Raw genomic sequence first — 16,032 nt, forward strand, 5'->3', positions numbered from 1 at the left:
CGAGGAGCCCGACATGCCATCCATTGCCCGACTCGATACCCAGCAGCCCGATTTCGATCAGGCCCTGGAGAACCTGCTGTCCTGGGAATCCGTTGCCGACACCGGCGTGCGGGACGCGGTGGACGAGATCCTCGGCGCGGTGCGCACCGAGGGCGATGCCGCGGTGCTTCGTTACACCGCCAAGTTCGACCGGCTCGACCGCGCCGCAGTCTCCGATCTTGAGATCCCCCACGACCGCTTGCAGGCCGCCCTGGAGTCGATCCCGGCGGAGCAGCGCAAGGCCCTGGAGATGGCCAGCGCACGCATCCGTCGCTACGCCGAGCACCAGCTCATGCGGGACTGGGATTTCACCGACGAGGACGGCACCGTTCTCGGCCAGCGCGTGACCGCGCTGGACTCGGTGGGCCTGTACGTTCCCGGGGGCAAGGCGGCCTATCCGTCCTCCGTGCTGATGAACGCCATCCCGGCCAAGGTCGCCGGCGTCGAGTTGCTGGTCATGGTCGTGCCCGCCCCGGGCGGTGAGCTGAACGATCTGGTGCTGGCCGCGGCCGCCGTGGCCGGCGTGGATCGCGTGTTTACCGTGGGGGGCGCCCAGGCCGTGGCCGCGCTGGCCTATGGCACCCAGACGATCCCGGCGGTGGACAAGATCGTTGGCCCCGGCAACATCTTCGTGGCCGCGGCCAAGCGTGAGGTGTTCGGCACGGTCGGCATCGACATGATCGCCGGCCCGTCCGAGATCCTGGTGGTCTGCGACGGCGAGACCGACCCCGACTGGATCGCGGCCGACCTGTTCTCCCAGGCCGAGCACGACGAGCAGGCCCAGTCCATCCTGCTGTCCTGGGACGACGCGTTCCTGGATCGCGTGGCCGAGGCCATGGACCGCCTGCTGGAGGAGATGCCGCGCGCCGAGATCATCCGCACCAGCCTCGACAAGCGCGGCGCGCTGGTGAAGGTGCGCGACTCGGCCGAGGCCGTCGCGGTCGCCAACCGCATCGCCCCGGAGCACTTGGAGCTGTCGGTGGCCGACCCGCAGGCGATGCTGGATGCCGGGTTGCGCCACGCCGGCGCGATCTTCATGGGCCGCTATACCTCCGAGGCCCTGGGCGACTATTGCGCCGGCCCCAACCACGTGCTGCCGACCTCGCGTACCGCGCGCTTCTCCTCGCCGCTGGGCGTGTACGACTTCCAGAAGCGTTCGAGCATCATCCATTGCTCGGCCGAAGGTGCGGCCAAGCTGGGCGAGACCGCCGCGGCCCTGGCCCACGGCGAGGGCCTGACCGCCCACGCGCGCTCCGCCGAACTGCGCAGTCGATGACCGCCCGCGCGACCCGGACCCCGGACGCCCTGATGCGCCCGGAGGTGCTGGCGCAGCCGGCCTACCAGGTGGCCGACGCGACCGGCCTGATCAAGCTGGACGCGATGGAAAACCCTCATCCCTGGCCGGGGGAGCTGGAAGACGCCTGGCTGGCGGCCCTGCGTGATCCGCAGCTGAATCGCTATCCCGACGCCCAGGCACTGGGGCTGGCCGCACAGGTGCGCGCCGCCCACGGTGTGCCCGAGGCCGCCGGATTGATGTTCGGCAATGGCTCCGACGAACTCATCCAGATCCTGATCACGGCGGTGGCGGGTTCCGGGCGTCCGGTGCTGGCGCCGGAGCCGACCTTCGTGATGTATGGCGTGCTGGCCCGAGCGCTGGGGGTGCCGTTCATCGGTGTCCCCCTGAACGCGGACTTCACCCTGGACCTCGACGCGATGCGCGCGGCACTGGCCGAGCACAACCCGGCGCTCGTGTTCCTCGCCTACCCGAACAATCCCACCGGGACGCTGGACGATGCCGCGACGGTAGAGGCCATCGTCGACGAGAACCCTGGGGTCACGGTGGTCGACGAGGCCTACGCCCCGTTCGCCGCGCACAGCTTCCTCAAATGCGTCGGCGAGGATGACGGCCTGATGGTGATGCGCACGGTCTCCAAGCTGGGGCTGGCCGGCGCGCGACTTGGCTATCTGGCGGGCACGCCGGCGTGGATCGATGCGCTGGATCGCCTGCGCCTGCCGTACAACATCAATACCCTGACCCAGCGCTCGGTGGCCTTCGCCCTGGAGCACCGCGAGGCGCTGGACACGCAGGCGCGCGGAATCGTCGAGGAACGCGACCGCCTGAGCGAGCGTCTGACCGCGACCACGGGCGTCGAGCAGGTCTTCCCCAGTCAGGCGAATTTCATCCTGTTCCGGGTACGCGCCGGGGCGGGGCATGCGATCTTCGCGGCCCTGCGCGACGCCGGGATCCTGATCAAGGACGTCGGCCGCGCGCATCCGCTTCTCGCGGATTGTCTGCGCGTGACCGTCGGTCGCCCCGACGAGAACGACGCCTTCCTCGCCGCGCTCGGGCAGGCCCTCGCCGCCTGACGTTTTTTCCGGCGCCACGCCTTTTGGTTGCACCACCGAGGGCACGGAGAAATGCGCGGAGTGGTTACCTTCCGGAACAGGCTAAGCGGGTCGCACAAGGGGTCTTGCCATCGCGGAAGACGCGGCGAGATCGGATGAAGGCGGGGCACCAGGCCCGGTTTTCGTTCGCCCTGTCCCGAACTCGGAAAACCGGAGGTCATCCCGCCCGCAGCGTAGCGAAGAGCCGGGATCTCCGACGTAATTCCTGGCTTCCAGCGTTCGGCCGGCCACACCGCGAAGATCCCGGATAACCGCTGCGCGGTTTCCGGGATGACAAGGGGGCGCTGCCGGGCCGGTGCGCAAGAGCGGCGGTACCCCCTGACAGCCCTGCGCATTTCTCCGTCTCCTCCCGTGCCCTCTGTGGTGAAGAGCCTTTCCTGGCTCTTTCCCGGTGCGGCGTCTCAGCGGCGGCCGGCGGGCGGTTCCAGACGCAGGCCGCGGACCTCGCCCATGGCACCGCCAGCGCGCAGGGCCTCCGTAAACGGGGACTGGCGGGCGGGTTCGCCGTTGATGCTCTCGATGGTGATGCCGCGGCGTTTGGGCAGCCAGCGGCTGCCGCTGCCGGTGAGCTGGCGGATGGCGTCGGTCACCAGGGTGGCGTGTTCCTCCGCGGTGTCGATGCCGGGGAACGACTCCCAGACGAACAGCTGGCGGCCGGAGGCGGCGAGATAGAGCAGCGGCTGACCGCCGGCCAGCGCGACCAGGGCCCCGGCCACGCGGCGCAGGCGGCCCTCGGCGGCCTCCGGCGGCTGCGGCCAGGGCAGGAGCTGGCCCCAGGGATTGGCCGGGTCGACGCTGGCCAGCCACTGCGGCTCGGGGGTGGCGTCGGCCGTGCGTTCCAGCGCGCGCAGGCGGTCCACCGCGCCGGCGCGCGCGAACTGGGCGCCGGTCAGGCCCTCGACGAAGTGGCCGCGGCGCAGCTTGCCGGCGTCCTCCATCGCACGGTAGACGGGGTACACGCGGCCGAAGCCGCCCGGCCGCCCCTCGGCGCGCGCCATCTCGCGGCTGACCACGCCGTAGCGTGCCAGCAGGTTCTCGGCCTGTTCGCGAGCGCGTTCCGTCAGCGACACGCCGGGATCGATCAGGTCGGCCACCCGGGACCAGCGCCCGCCGGCCAGGCCCTGGCCCGGGCGCCGCCGGCCGCGCGAGCTGGGCTTACGCTGGCCCAGGCTGCGCAGCGGGGCAAAGGTGTCGTTGGTGATCTGCCCCGCCCAGACCCGATCCCAGATCGCGGCCTCGATCATGTCCTGGCGGGCGTCCGGCTGTGCCTCGCGGGCCGCGCGTTCCAGCTCCATGTAGAAGCAGGCACCGCGTCGGTTCAACGTCTCCAGGATGGCTTCGGCCAGTGGGTCGTCGCGGGCCGGTGTCTCCGCCTCGGGTGTGTCCGGCTCCAGCAGCACCATCGCCTGTTCGCGGCGCAGGAAGCGGATGCGCCCGTCACGCTGGCCCAGCGCGCCACTGCCCACCCAGACGAACTCGCCGGAGGCGGTGATGCGGTCCAGCGCGTCCAGCGAGAAGTCGCGCACCCGCATCGGCAGCACATGGGCGGTCCAGGCCGACCAGGGCAGGGCGACGCCTTCGAGCTGCGTGAGCACCTCGCGCAGGGTGCCGATGCCTGACCCGGGCTCGCTCAGGCCCTGCCAGGCGGGCAGGAAGCGGCCCAGCGCGCGGGCGTCCACCGCCGCCGCCTCGTCGCGCAGACGCGCCAGGGTGCGGCGCTTCAGCCGGCGCAGGATGTCCAGTTCGCACCAGTCCTCTCCCTGGCCCTGCGGGCGGATCTCGCCGCGCAGCAGCACGCCGGCACTCTCTAGCGTCTCCAGCGCCGGAAGCAGCGCGCCGGGCGCGAGGCCGTAGCGAACGCCCAGCTCCTCGACGCGGAATGGCCCATGCGTGCGGGCGTAGCGGCGCAGCAGCTGTTCCAGCGGGCGTTGCGGCGGCTCGAGGAAGCCGGCGGGCAGGCCGGGTGGTGGCACGACCCCGAGCGCGTCGCGAAAGAGGGCGGCGTCCTCGGCCGCGACCCAGCGCGGCTCGCCGGCGATCCGGACCTCGACCGCACGCAGCCCGTCGGCCAGGGTCTGTAGCCAGGGTGCGGGGTTTTCGGCCGCTGCGGCTTCGATCTCCTGCCGCGTCAGGTCGCCGCGCCGGCGCAGCAGGTCATGCAGTTCGTCGGCGTCGCGGACCTGTGTGGCCTCCGTGGCGTGTGCCAGCTCGGCCTCCAGCTCGGCCAGGGCATCGGGGTCGATCAGCTCGCGCAGCTCGGCCTGGCCCAGCAGTTCGGCCAGCATCCCGCGATCGAGCGTGAGCGCCTGGGCCTTGCGCTCGGCCATCGGCGCGTCCTGCTCGTAGATGTAGGCGGCGACGTAGGCGAACACCAGGCTGCGCGCGAACGGCGAGGCCCGTGGCGTTTCCACCTCGTGCACGCGGATGTGGTGCTCCTGCACCCCGCGCAGGATCTCGCGCAGGGCGTCCAGATCGAACACGTCGGCCAGCACCTGGCGGTAGGTCTCCAGCACCACGGGGAAGCTCGCGTATTCGCGCACCGAGGCGAGCAGCTGCTGCGACTTCAGGCGCTGGGCCCACAGCGGCGTGCGCTGGCCCGGGCGGTTGCGCACCAGAAGCAGGGCGCGGGCCGCGTTCTCGCGGAAGGCGCTGGCGAACAGGGTGGAGTTCCCCAGCTCGCGAGTGACCGTCTCCTCCAGTTCCTCCGGGTCGGGGAAAAGGCTGTCCAGCTCCGGCAGGTCCTCGCTGTCCGCCAGGCGCAGCACGATGCCGTCGTCGGTGTACATCACCTGCACCTCGAAACCGGACGTGCTGGTCAGCGCCCCCTGCAGGGCCAGCGCCCAGGGGGCGTGCACGCGGGCGCCGAACGGGGTCAGGATGCATACGCGCCAGTCGCCGACCTCGTCGCGAAAGCGCTCGACCACGATGCGCTTGTCCGACGGGAGCTGCCCGGTGGCCTCGCGCTGTTCGTCGATGTAATCGCCGAGGGTCTCGACCGCCGCCACGGACAGCGGGGCGTGGTCCTTGAGCCAGGTCGTGCGCTCGGCGCGGTCCATGCGCGCGAGGCGTTCGGTCGCTGCGCCGATTGCGCGCCCGAGTTCGATCGGCCGGCCGGGGCCGTCGCCGTGCCAGAAGGGCAGCTTGCCGACCTCGCCGGGGGCGGGGGAGACCAGCACGCGGTCGCGGGTGATCGCCTCCACGTGCCAGGTGCTGGCGCCCAGGGTCACGTTCTCGCCGGTCTTCAGTTCGAACACCATCTCCTCGTCCAGCTCGCCGATGCGCGGGCCGCCCTCGCCGACATGCACGCCGTACAGGCCGCGGTCGGGGATGGTGCCGGCGTTCAGGCGCGCGGCCAGCGCCGCGCCCCGGCGCGGGGTCAGCTCGTCGCGGGCGCGGTCCCAGGCGAGCCACGGGCGCAGGTCGGCGAAGTCGGTGCTGGGGTAGTGGCCGGAGAGCATATCCAGGGTCGCCTCCAGCAGCGGGCGCGACAGCTCGCGCCAGGGTGCGGCGCGGCACACCAGCGCGTGCAGCTCGTCCACCGTGCGCGGGCGTTCGCAGACCATCGCGACGAGCTGCTGGGCGAGCACGTCCAGCGGGTTGTGCGGGGCATGGATTGGTTCCAGCGCGCCGACCTGCATGCGCTCGCCGATCACCGCGCATTCCAGCAGGTCGCCGCGAAAGCGCGGCAGCAGCAGCGAGCGCGAGACCTGGCCGACTCCGTGCCCGGCGCGTCCGGCGCGTTGCAGGCCGCGGGCAACCGAGCCGGGCGACTCGACCATGATCACCAGGTCCACGGCACCCATATCGATGCCCAGTTCCAGCGAGCTGGTGGCGACGATGCCGCGCAGGTGTCCGGTCTTCAGTCGCCCCTCGATCTCCGCGCGGCGCTCGTGGGAGACGCTGCCGTGGTGCGCGGCGACCAGGTCTCCGGGCTTTTCGGCGTCCTCGGGCTGCTGTTCGCGCCAGGCGTCGTTGATGCGCTGGACCAGGCGCTCGCACAGCCCGCGGCTGTTGACGAACACGATGGTCGAGCGGTGTTCCAGGATCGCGGCCAGCAGGCGCGGCTCCAGGCGCGCGGCGCGGTCGCCGCCCCCGCCCGGGAGTTGTCCGGTGCCCTGGCCGTAGACCGCGCCGAGGATGGAGCCGGACGGGATGGTGTCCGCGTCTTCGGATGGTTCGATGGTGGGGGGTGCGTGTGCCGCTGGCGGCTCCTCCGGGGCGAGGATCTCGAGATCCAGGCGTGGGGCCTCGGCGGCGTCGATCACCTCCACCTCGCGGTTGCCGCCGAGGAAGCCGCGCGCGACCTCCACTGGATGCACGGTCGCGGACAGTCCGATGCGTTGCGGGTCCTCGCCGCAGCGCTCGGCCAGGCGTTCCAGCGACAGGGCCAGGTGCGCACCGCGTTTGTTGCCGGCCAGGGCGTGCACCTCGTCGATGATCACCGTATGGACGGATTCGAGGTTCTCCGCGGCCTTCGAGCCCAGCAGCAGGTAGAGCGACTCCGGCGTGGTCACCAGGATGTCGCCGGGTTCGCGCGCCTGGGCGCGGCGCTCGGCCTGCGGGGTGTCGCCGGTGCGGATGTGCACCACGGGTTCGCGGGCCGACTCGTCGCCCAGGCGCGCGGCGGTCCGCGTGATGCCGGTCAGCGGGGCGCGCAGGTTGCGCTCGATATCGGTGGCCAGTGCCTTCAGGGGCGAGATGTAGAGCACCGAGTAGCCGGTGCGGGGTTCCGGGGCCGGCTCGCCGGTCAGGCGGTCGATTGCACTCAGGAACGCGGCAAGGGTCTTGCCGCTACCGGTCGGGGCGATCAGCAGGCAGTGGTGGCCAGCGCGGATCGCGGGCCAGCCGCGGGACTGGATGGGAGTGGCCTGCTCGAAGGCCTCGCGAAACCAGGTGTCGGTCGCGGGGCGAAAGGGCGTGACCGGCATCGGCTGGGGCCCCGAGCTGGCGGGTCAGGCGTGGCCGACGGTGCTGTCGGTGGTGGAATGGAAGTAGTCGCTGTCGCGGGCCAGCTCGTCGATCAGCTCGTGCAGCATGGCCAGCCGGCTTTCGGCATCCGCGAACGGGGCGCAGTCCTCGCACAACGGGTCGCCGCACGGTTGGCGGCTGTACAGCCAGAAGTGGATCGCACCGGCCAGCAGGCCGTCGGCAACATCACCGGTCTCGTCGGCCTGGCCGTCATCCGCCAGGCGGTTGGCCAGCTCGATCAGGTGCTGGGCGGCGTTGTTGTAGGTCTGGTCGGTGGTGTCGTTCATGGGGTCTCGGGACAGTCTTGTTTAGCCAGCGCCAGTCGGTTTGACTGACACAGAACCCGGCAGTTTACCGCGACTGGCCGATATTCCGAAGAAACAGGGGAATATGCCGTTCCTCCGGGGACAGGCCGCCATGGGCGCCAACGAAGAACGGCCCCTCGTCGTCGGCCGGCGGGTCCACCAGGTAGGCGTCCTCGACCGGTAGCAACAGGTAGTCGCCGGCCCGCGCGCGCAGTTCCGGGTGTTGCGGCTCGGGGCCGAGGGTCCCGTGGCCCAGCCACTCGGCCTGCGGGATGGCCAGGACATCGTCACCGAACGCCCGCTCCAGTGCCTGCAGGAAGTCAGCGTGCTGTCCGGTTCGGATGTGGGCGAGGGCGGCGCGTGGCTCGCCGGTCAGACGGTGGCGCAGGCAGGCCTGTACCGCCGGATGCTCGCGGAGGTCCAGGCGGCGTTCGACCGTGCGCATGCCGTGGTCGGCGGTGGTCAGGAACACGCTTTCCTGACGCTGGATCTGCGCGCAGGTGGCGGTGTAGGCCAGGTCCAGCTGTTTCAGGTGGCGCTCCACCTCCGGGCTGTCCGGGCCGTATTCGTGGCCCAGATGGTCCAGCTCCGACCAGTAGACGTAGGTGAAGTGGGGTCCCGGCGTCGCGTTCACATGCGCGGCCACCCGCGTCGGCAGTTCGGAGAGGTCCTCGAAGCCGATGAAGTCGGCACCGCGGTTCATCATGCGGTTGTAGGGTGTGCCGCCGATCCATCCCGGGCCGATGAAGGTCATGCCGCAGTCAAGCCGGTCGCCTAGGCGGTCGGGCTGCACGCGGCCAGTCAGCTCGCGGTAGCCGAGCGTGGCCGGGTGGTCGTCGGCGCCGCGCTCCTGGCCCATCAGTACCGTAAGGGTACGTTCGGCGGCCGCCAGGCGGGTATGCCAGCCGAGCAGGCCATGCCGTGCGGGGTGGCGGCCGGTCAGGATGCTGGTGATCGCGGTGGCCGTAGTGCTGGGAAACACAGTCTCCAGATCGGTCACGTGGTCCGCGCCCAACAGCGGCGTGTGGCGGCGGTAACGGGCGGCAAAGCCGTCGATGAGCCAGAGTACGATATGGCAGTCCGGGCCCAGGTGCTCGGAGACACCCGCGAGCGGCGGGTGCGAGGCCGCCGCGTTCAGGCTCGCCTCGATCTGGCCGAGCAGGTCCATCAGTCCGGGGGAGTCCAGCCGCGCGCGCAGAATGGCGTCCACGGCCGAGTGGGCCGTGGGGGTGGCAGTGACCGACAAGACCTCAGGCCTTCGCGCCGCCGTCGCCACCCATGCAGGGCGGGGAATCCGCGACCTTTCCGGCGCGCTCGAACCACTGGTCCGGGTCCAGGGTGTGCAGCGCCAGCGCGTGGATGCCCCCGGCCAGCTCGTCGGCCAGGGCCTGGTTCACCAGACGATGCCGCGCGATCAGTTTCTGATCGCGAAAGGCCTCGGATACCACGGTCACCTTGAAGTGCGACTCCGAACCCGGCGGCACGTTGTGCATGTGGCTCTCGTTCACCACCTCCAGATGCTCGGGCGCAAAGCGTTCCTCCAGTTTCCGGCTAATGGTCTCCTGCATGGTCATCGACGACTCCAGTGCTTCGAATGGTGGGTCAACGTGTCCAGTCTGCCGTGTCGGCAACGCATGTCCAGATCCTCTGTGGGTCGCATGGCTGCCGTGCCCGGAAGGCCGGGATTACGCGCCCGGTGCGCGGGTCTTCCAATAGTCCGGATCACGATGCAGGTGCATGATGGCGAGAATCAGAACAGCGTCCTCGTCTTCTGTATAAAGGACTCCGTACGGAAATCGTTTCACGAACGAGCGCCGTACTTCGCCCTCGAGAACCGTCCATGCGCGCGGATAAGCGAGGGCGCGTTGCACCGCTGCAAACACTTCAACCGCAAAATCGTTCCCGAGTCCGGGCTCGATTTCTTCGTAGTACTGGACGGCCTCCGTGAGTTCTTGCTGCGCTTCCGGATGAAAGCGAAAACTCATCGTTCAAACCGGTGCCATATCTTCTCGAAGACCTGCTCGCCCGGAATGGCCGCGACCGTGCCCGACCGGATCTCTTCCAGGCGTTTTCGGGAGACTTCCGCCCATTTTCGGTCTACATCCGCATCGGGCGGGTTCAGGCTGCGCAGGAGAGAATCGACTACCAGGGCGCGGTCCTCCACGGGTAGGGACTCGGCTTCGTCGATGAGGTCTTTGATCTTCATGTCATCATCCTCGTGACATCGCTGTGGGCGATGGCCGGAGCAAGGTGTCTGCTCATACTGGCATGGTAGTGCGAGAGGGCGCCATTGTGGCCGGCATGAAGCAGGTGGTTCCCGCTCCTGGGAGGTGATGATGCGACAGGCACTGGCGTTCGATGTGTACGGGACGCTGATCGATACGCAGGGGATTGCGGCGACGCTCGAAGGCTGGATCGGCGAGCGGGCACCTGTGCTGGCGCGTGCCTGGCGCGAGAAGCAGCTCGAATACACCTTCCGGCGTGGGCTGATGGGGGCGTATGCGGACTTCGATACCTGTACCGAGCACGCGCTGCGCTATTGCTGCCAGGCGTCGGATATCGAGCTCGACCCTGAGCAGGAGGTGGCGTTGTTGCAGCGCTATCGCCAGCTCCCCGCCTTTACCGATGCGGCTCCGGCCCTGGATCGCCTGCGCGCGGACGGCCACCGCCTGTTCGCATTCAGCAACGGCAGGGCCGAGACGGTGGGTGAGCTGCTGCGCCACGCCGGTCTGGACGATCGCTTCGAGGATGTCGTCAGCGTGGACGAGATCGGCTGTTTCAAGCCCGATCCACGGGTGTACCGGCATTTCCTCCAGCGGGCGAATGTATTGCCGATGGCTGCCTGGCTGATCTCGGGCAACCCGTTTGACGTGATCGGCGCGCAGGCCGCGGGTATGCGCACGGCCTGGCTCGACCGGGCGGGGCAGGGGCTGTTCGATCCCTGGGGCGGGGAACCCACCGCTACCATCCGGGACCTGGACGAGCTGGCCGGCGCGCTGGGTTTGTAGCGGCCGCGACCTCGGCAAGCATTCCCGTTGCAACGCGCTATTCGCACGCGGTGGTTGCGCTACGATGGAGATCGGGCAGCCGCCGGGAGAGGAGCGTGAGCCAGCACGTCAAGCAACGGGTCGCGCCCGCAACGGAATCGCCCCTGATCCGTGCGGCTACGCTGGAGGATCTGGAGGCGCTGGTGGCGCTGGAACAGGCGGCGTTCGAGGTCGATCGCATCTCGCGGCGGCAGTTTCGCTACCTCCTCACGCGCGGGCATGCGGCCACGCTGGTGGCGGAGGGGCCCGGCGGTGAGGGGCTGCTCGGCTACGTGATGCTGCTGTTCAGCCGGGGTACGTCGCTGGCGCGGCTGTACTCCATCGCGGTCAGCGAGCGGGCACGTGGGCAAGGGCTCGGGCGGCGCCTGGTGGAGGCGGCGGAGGATGTGGCGCGGGAGCACGGCCGGACCGATCTGCGCCTGGAAGTGCGCCGTGACAACGCGGCCAGTCAGGCGTTGTTCCGGGGGCTGGGGTATCGCGATTTCGGCACCATCGACGACTACTACGAGGACCACATGGATGCGCTGCGGCTGCAGAAGTCGCTGGCGCCCGGTCCCGATCCGGCGCTGGTGCGCGCACCGTACTACGCGCAGACGCTGGAGTTCACCTGCGGCCCGGCCGCACTGATGATGGCGATGCGCGCCATCGACCCCGAACTCAAGCTGGACCGGCGCCTGGAGCTGCGCCTGTGGCGTGACGCCACCACCATATTCATGACCTCCGGCCACGGCGGTTGCGGGCCCTACGGGCTGGCGCTGGCGGCCGCCCATCGCGGGTTCGAGGTGGAACTGCTGGTGCGCGATCGTGGCGTGGCGTTTGCCGATTCGGTGCGCAGCGTGGAGAAAAAGGAAGTCATGCAGCTGGTGCAGGAAGAGATGATCGAGGAGCTGGAACAACTCGGCGTGCCCGTGGTGCATGGTCCGGTGAACGTGGCCCAGCTGGCGGCACGTTCTGCCGAGGGCGGGGTGCCGGTGGTGCTGATCAGCAGCGTGCGGCTGTATGCCGAACGCTTCCCGCACTGGGTCACGGTGACCGGGTTCGACGAGCGTTTTGTCTACGTGCACGACCCGTTCGTGGATACCGAGCAGGGCGAGCGCGCGCTGGATTCGGTCAACATGCCGATCGCGCGCGCGGACTTCGAGCGCATGGCGCGCTATGGGCGCGCGGGGTTGCAGGCGGCGGTGATCGTCGGCCCACGCAAGACGCCAGGGGTGGCGCATGCCTGAGCATCGCATCCTGGTCGAGCGCCGGGCGGACTGGAAGCCGCACTTCCCCGACCTGCCGGTGATGGCCATCGACGACTACCTGCGCGGCCCGGCCGCCGCCGACCCGGCCAACCTGCGGGTGATCAACCTGTGCCGTAGCCAGCGCTACCTGTCGGCGGGCTACTACGGCTCGTTGCTGGCGGAGGCGCGCGGGCATCGGGTGATCCCCAGCGTGCGCACCCTGCAGGACCTGTCGCGCAAGTCGATCTACAGCCTGGACACCGAAGAACTGGATGAACGTGTGGCGCGCGTACTGGGGCGCAGCCGCCAGGGTACGCATCCGGAACGGCTGGAACTGACCGTGCTGTTCGGCCAGTGCGCCGAGCCGGCGCTGCAGGAGATCGCCGGGCAGCTGTTCGCCCTGTTCCCCGCGCCGATGTTCCGGGTGGAGTTCCGGCTGCAGGGGCGGTGGCAGATCCAAGCCCTGCGCCCGTTCGCGCTCAACGCGCTCGAGCCCGAGCAGGAGCCGGCCTTCTTTGCCGCCCTGGAGCGCTACCTCTCCAAGCCCTGGCGCCGCCGGCGCGAGGCCCGCAGCGCACGCTACGAGCTGGCTATCCTGCACAACCCGGACGAGGCCCTGGCCCCGTCCACGCCGGCGACGCTCAAGCGCTTCGTCCGCGCTGGACAGGAGCAGGGGATGGATGTCGAGCTGATCCAGGCGCGCGACCTGCCGCGGCTGGCGGAGTTCGATGCCCTGTTCATCCGCGAGACCACCGCGATCGACCACTACACCTACCGCTTCGCGCGCAAGGCCGAGGCCGAGGGCATGGTGGTGATCGACGATGCCGACTCCATCCTGCGATGTACCAACAAGGTCTACCTGGCCGAGCGCCTGGCCGCCCATCGCGTGCCCACACCGAAGACGGTGATCCTCAACCGCGAGACCATCCTGCGCGCGGAGGAGTCGATCGGCTATCCCGTGGTGCTCAAGATCCCGGACGGCAGCTTCTCGCGCGGCGTATTCAAGGCGAACGCCCGCGGCGAGCTGGAATCCATCGCCCGGCGCCTGCTCAAGGAGAGCGATCTGATCCTGGCCCAGGAGTTCGTTTATACCGAATTCGACTGGCGCATCGGCGTGCTCAACCGCCAGCCGCTGTACGCCTCGCAATACCTGATGTCGCGCAAGCACTGGCAGATCGTCAACCACGACGCCAAGGGCGGCCCGCGCGAAGGCGGCTTTCGCACCCAGGCCCTTGTGGACGTGCCCGCCGCGGTGGTCAAGACGGCAGTGAAGGCCGCCAACTTGATCGGCGACGGCCTCTACGGGGTCGACCTCAAGCAGACCCCGCGCGGCGTAATGGTGATCGAGGTGAACGACAACCCCAACCTCGACGCCGGCATCGAGGACAAGGTCCTCGGCGAGACGCTCTATACCACCCTGATGCAAGACTTCGTCCGCCGCCTCGACGCCGCTCGTCGCCACCGCGCCGCCCCCTGATGCGGCTTTCCGGCGCGCTCGTTACGGGCGAGGGGGATCCAGCTTGCTCGGATTCCAGGTCAGGCTGCCTCGGGCGGCTCGTGTTGCGGGTCGTGGAGTTCGAGGTCGACCATCAGTTCGTTGGCCAGTGCCTCGAGGGCGTCCTGCAGGGTGTCCAGATCCAGGTCCTCGGGGACGCCGAGTTGCGCCTGCGCGTGGAACATTGGTTCGCCGGTCATTGAGCCCGGCTTGCAGGCCGTATCCAGGGTTTCCACGCTGACGCCGTGGCGCGAGAGGATGGCGGTGATGTCCTGCACGATCCCCGGCCGGTCGTGTCCGACCAGATCGAGCATCACCCGGTGCCAGGGCGGTGCCGGAAGCTCACTCCCGCGCTGGATCTGGACCTGTAGACCGTCCCCCTCCAGCTCGCGCAGTGCGGCCTCCAGCTGGTCCGCGGCATCCGCCTCGGCCTCCAGCAGCACGACCCCGGCGAACTGACCGGCCAGCTGCGCCATGCGGCTCTCCAGCCAGTTGCCGCCCGCCGCCCGCGCCCGCGCCGCCACCGCGCTGACCAGCCCTGGCCGGTCCGGCCCAATCACCGTCAAAATGATCGAAGTCTTCATACGCACAGCCCTCCAATCGTAAACAGACCCATCATCCTGCGCGCCCTCGCCGCCCGAGGCAACGCGCCCGCTGGGAGTTTCGTACCGAATGAATGATCCTCCAACGCTCGGACGGTGGGGTGCCCAAGTTCGGCCAGGAGCGTTCGCGCGCCAGGCCCGCTGAATGCACAATCGATCCATCGTTGCCTCGTCTAGTCCGATGTTCTTTTCTGGAAGGGAAAAGGCAAGGTCTGATCCTCGAAGGCGACTCAAAATCCGAAGGTGGACCCTGGCGTACATCCGGGTCATGCTCGGGCGTAGAGCCGAGGTTTCGTGCGGAGGCGAAAATGGACTTGTGGGTGGGGGATCATCGATTACGCTTCATGTACCAGGACGCCCATGGCGCGATCACCGAGCGGGACCTGGTGGCGAAGAGGCTGTTCGTGAAAGACGCGGTGCTGTACGTGGAGGTGTGGTCGATTCTGCGCAATCAGCACCGATGCTTTCGGGGGTCGAACATCCGCTCGGACGTGGTGAGCGTGAAAACGGGGGAGTTGTGGCCACGTGAGCAGATGCTGGGGCTCGATAGCATTGATGCGGGGTGGCTCAAGTCTCCCGATGAGTCGCACGACCCGGATCTTCACCCGCTGGACCGTATGCGGCCGGAAGTGGCGATTGAGGAAGCCGGCCTGGTGATTGGATCTCGACTAACCCGCGCGCCTTGGCATGTGATTCCGCAAGGGGGGTGTGTGGGGCTGCATGAGTCGAAGAAGAACGGTGCTCCAAGGAAGAACCCGGTCTACGTCCTCTGTGTTGATCCACCCCGCCCGAAGCGTTGGACCATTGCCGGCCCGAACCTCTCGAAGCGTTTTGTACGGCCATCTGCGGCCGTCGAGGCGTTTCTCCAACACATGGAACACCTGATACCGGAAACGTACTGATGGCCAAGACCCAAGAAATTCAGGATCCGTGGAAATATTTGGTTCATCGAGCATTACCGGGGAAGGCTGCGCGGATTTTGAGGAAGAAGTAGTCCTGGTCGCGGTAGCCATAGGCCCGACGCTTGATGACCTTGATCGTGTTGTTAATGCCCTCGACGACGCTGGTGTTCAGCCGGTGGCGGCAGCGCGAGACGATGCCGGGCAGGTAGGGCTCCAGCAGGCGTGCGAAGCGCTGCAGGGCTTGGATTCCGCTCTCGTGCGCTTGCTGCACCCATTGCCGCCACGCCTGGTACGTCCGCTCGGGGCTGCGCTGGAACCACAGTCGCTTGAGTTCGTCGCGTAAGAGGTAGACCGTCAGTAACGCTTGGTTGGCCTGCAGCAGTTCGTCCAGGCGCACCGACTGGCCGGCGTTCAACGATGCCCGGTTGCGCAACAGCAGCCAGCGGCTGGACTTGATCACGCGTCGGGCCTGTCGGTCGTCGCCCAGGCGCTTCGCCTCGTCGACACGCACCCGGTCGATCACCTCGCGGCCGTACTTGGCGACCACATGGAACAGGTCATAGACGATCTCGGCGCGCGGGCACTGCGCCCGGATCTCGAGCTCAAAGGCCGTGGTCATGTCGATCGCCACCGCCTCGATGCGCTCGCGCACGCCTTCGGGGAGCTGCTCGAAGAAGGCCCGCGCGGTCTCGCGCGAGCGGCCTTCGCCGACCCACAACACCTGGCGCCGGATCGGCTCGATCACCACGGTCGCGTAGCGGTGCCCCTTGTGCAGGGCGAACTCGTCCATCGCCAGATAGCGGATCGACGCCCAGTCCGGCTCCGGTAGCGAAGCCGCCAGGCGATGCCGGTCCACGGTCTTCACCGTGTGCCAGCCCAGGCCATAGAACGCGGCCACAGCCTGGATACTGGCCGAACGCAACAACTGACTGCAGGCATCCGCCAACCGGTTGGTCAGCCGCTGATAGCGCCCCAGCCAGCTCAGACGTTCCAACCGGGGACCGCCGCAGTGCTCGCACCACACCCGGCGACGCGGCACCAC

14 protein-coding genes are annotated in these 16,032 nt (G+C 68.9%); 6 read left to right on the plus strand and 8 right to left on the minus strand.

The window, feature by feature from the left end; all coding sequences use genetic code 11:
- Nucleotides 1-13 precede the first annotated feature (13 nt).
- Nucleotides 14-1,315, plus strand: coding sequence for a histidinol dehydrogenase (hisD, locus tag D579_RS0111930; RefSeq protein WP_018144511.1), 1,302 nt, complete (start codon nucleotides 14-16; stop codon nucleotides 1,313-1,315).
- Nucleotides 1,312-2,406, plus strand: coding sequence for a histidinol-phosphate transaminase (gene hisC, locus D579_RS0111935; protein WP_018952140.1), 1,095 nt, complete (start codon nucleotides 1,312-1,314; stop codon nucleotides 2,404-2,406). The genes hisD and hisC overlap by 4 nt, the downstream gene beginning before the upstream one ends.
- Nucleotides 2,407-2,846: 440 nt before the next feature.
- Here hisC and D579_RS0111940 read toward each other — a convergent pair whose 3' ends face one another.
- The 6 genes from D579_RS0111940 to D579_RS0111965 form a co-directional block, all read right to left on the minus strand.
- Entirely contained in the window at nucleotides 2,847-7,373 is a 4,527-nt protein-coding gene (locus D579_RS0111940; RefSeq protein WP_018952141.1) for a DEAD/DEAH box helicase, read from the minus strand.
- Nucleotides 7,374-7,397: 24 nt separating this feature from the next.
- Entirely contained in the window at nucleotides 7,398-7,700 is a 303-nt protein-coding gene (locus tag D579_RS0111945; RefSeq protein ID WP_018144508.1) for a hypothetical protein, read from the minus strand.
- 64 nt (nucleotides 7,701-7,764) lie between these two features.
- On the minus strand, nucleotides 7,765-8,964 hold the full coding sequence (locus tag D579_RS0111950) for an alkaline phosphatase family protein (RefSeq protein WP_018952142.1): 1,200 nt from the start codon (nucleotides 8,962-8,964) through the stop codon (nucleotides 7,765-7,767).
- Nucleotides 8,965-8,968: 4 nt separating this feature from the next.
- Nucleotides 8,969-9,292 carry a BolA family transcriptional regulator gene (locus D579_RS0111955; protein ID WP_018176172.1) on the minus strand — a complete coding sequence of 108 codons (324 nt, stop codon included), beginning with the start codon at nucleotides 9,290-9,292 and terminating at the stop codon, nucleotides 8,969-8,971.
- A 111-nt stretch (nucleotides 9,293-9,403) separates the two neighbouring features.
- Nucleotides 9,404-9,703, minus strand: coding sequence for a type II toxin-antitoxin system RelE/ParE family toxin (locus D579_RS0111960; RefSeq protein ID WP_018952143.1), 300 nt, complete (start codon nucleotides 9,701-9,703; stop codon nucleotides 9,404-9,406).
- On the minus strand, nucleotides 9,700-9,924 hold the full coding sequence (locus D579_RS0111965) for an addiction module protein (RefSeq protein ID WP_018952144.1): 225 nt from the start codon (nucleotides 9,922-9,924) through the stop codon (nucleotides 9,700-9,702). The genes D579_RS0111960 and D579_RS0111965 overlap by 4 nt, the downstream gene beginning before the upstream one ends.
- Nucleotides 9,925-10,054: 130 nt before the next feature.
- On the opposite strand from D579_RS0111965, the gene D579_RS0111970 reads away from it, so the two are divergent.
- The 3 genes from D579_RS0111970 (at nucleotide 10,055) to D579_RS0111980 (ending at nucleotide 13,468) form a co-directional block, all read left to right on the plus strand.
- A complete protein-coding gene (locus tag D579_RS0111970) occupies nucleotides 10,055-10,726 on the plus strand; it encodes a haloacid dehalogenase type II (protein WP_026289520.1) in 672 nt (223 codons plus the stop codon).
- Nucleotides 10,727-10,821: 95 nt separating this feature from the next.
- Nucleotides 10,822-11,991 (plus strand): GNAT family N-acetyltransferase/peptidase C39 family protein, encoded by a 1,170-nt coding sequence (locus tag D579_RS0111975; RefSeq protein WP_018952146.1) that lies wholly within the window; start codon nucleotides 10,822-10,824, stop codon nucleotides 11,989-11,991.
- Nucleotides 11,984-13,468, plus strand: coding sequence for a RimK family protein (locus D579_RS0111980; protein ID WP_018952147.1), 1,485 nt, complete (start codon nucleotides 11,984-11,986; stop codon nucleotides 13,466-13,468). The genes D579_RS0111975 and D579_RS0111980 overlap by 8 nt, the downstream gene beginning before the upstream one ends.
- A gap of 59 nt (nucleotides 13,469-13,527) precedes the next feature.
- On the opposite strand, the gene D579_RS0111985 is transcribed toward D579_RS0111980, so the two are convergent.
- Nucleotides 13,528-14,070: a glycine cleavage system protein R gene (locus D579_RS0111985; RefSeq protein WP_018952148.1), complete on the minus strand. Its 543-nt coding sequence runs from the start codon at nucleotides 14,068-14,070 to the stop codon at nucleotides 13,528-13,530.
- A 362-nt stretch (nucleotides 14,071-14,432) separates the two neighbouring features.
- On the opposite strand from D579_RS0111985, the gene D579_RS0111990 reads away from it, so the two are divergent.
- The gene (locus tag D579_RS0111990) at nucleotides 14,433-14,990 is read left to right on the plus strand and encodes a hypothetical protein (protein WP_231376863.1); all 558 of its coding nucleotides are present in this window, start codon (nucleotides 14,433-14,435) and stop codon (nucleotides 14,988-14,990) included.
- Nucleotides 14,991-15,033: 43 nt separating this feature from the next.
- On the opposite strand, the gene D579_RS0111995 is transcribed toward D579_RS0111990, so the two are convergent.
- Nucleotides 15,034-16,032, minus strand: a 999-nt coding sequence (locus D579_RS0111995) for an ISL3 family transposase (protein ID WP_018952049.1), incomplete at its 5' end; no start/stop codon positions are given.

Origin of the sequence: Thioalkalivibrio sp. AKL12, assembly GCF_000377925.1 — a bacterium.
Classification (GTDB): Bacteria; Pseudomonadota; Gammaproteobacteria; order Ectothiorhodospirales; family Ectothiorhodospiraceae; genus Thioalkalivibrio; species Thioalkalivibrio versutus.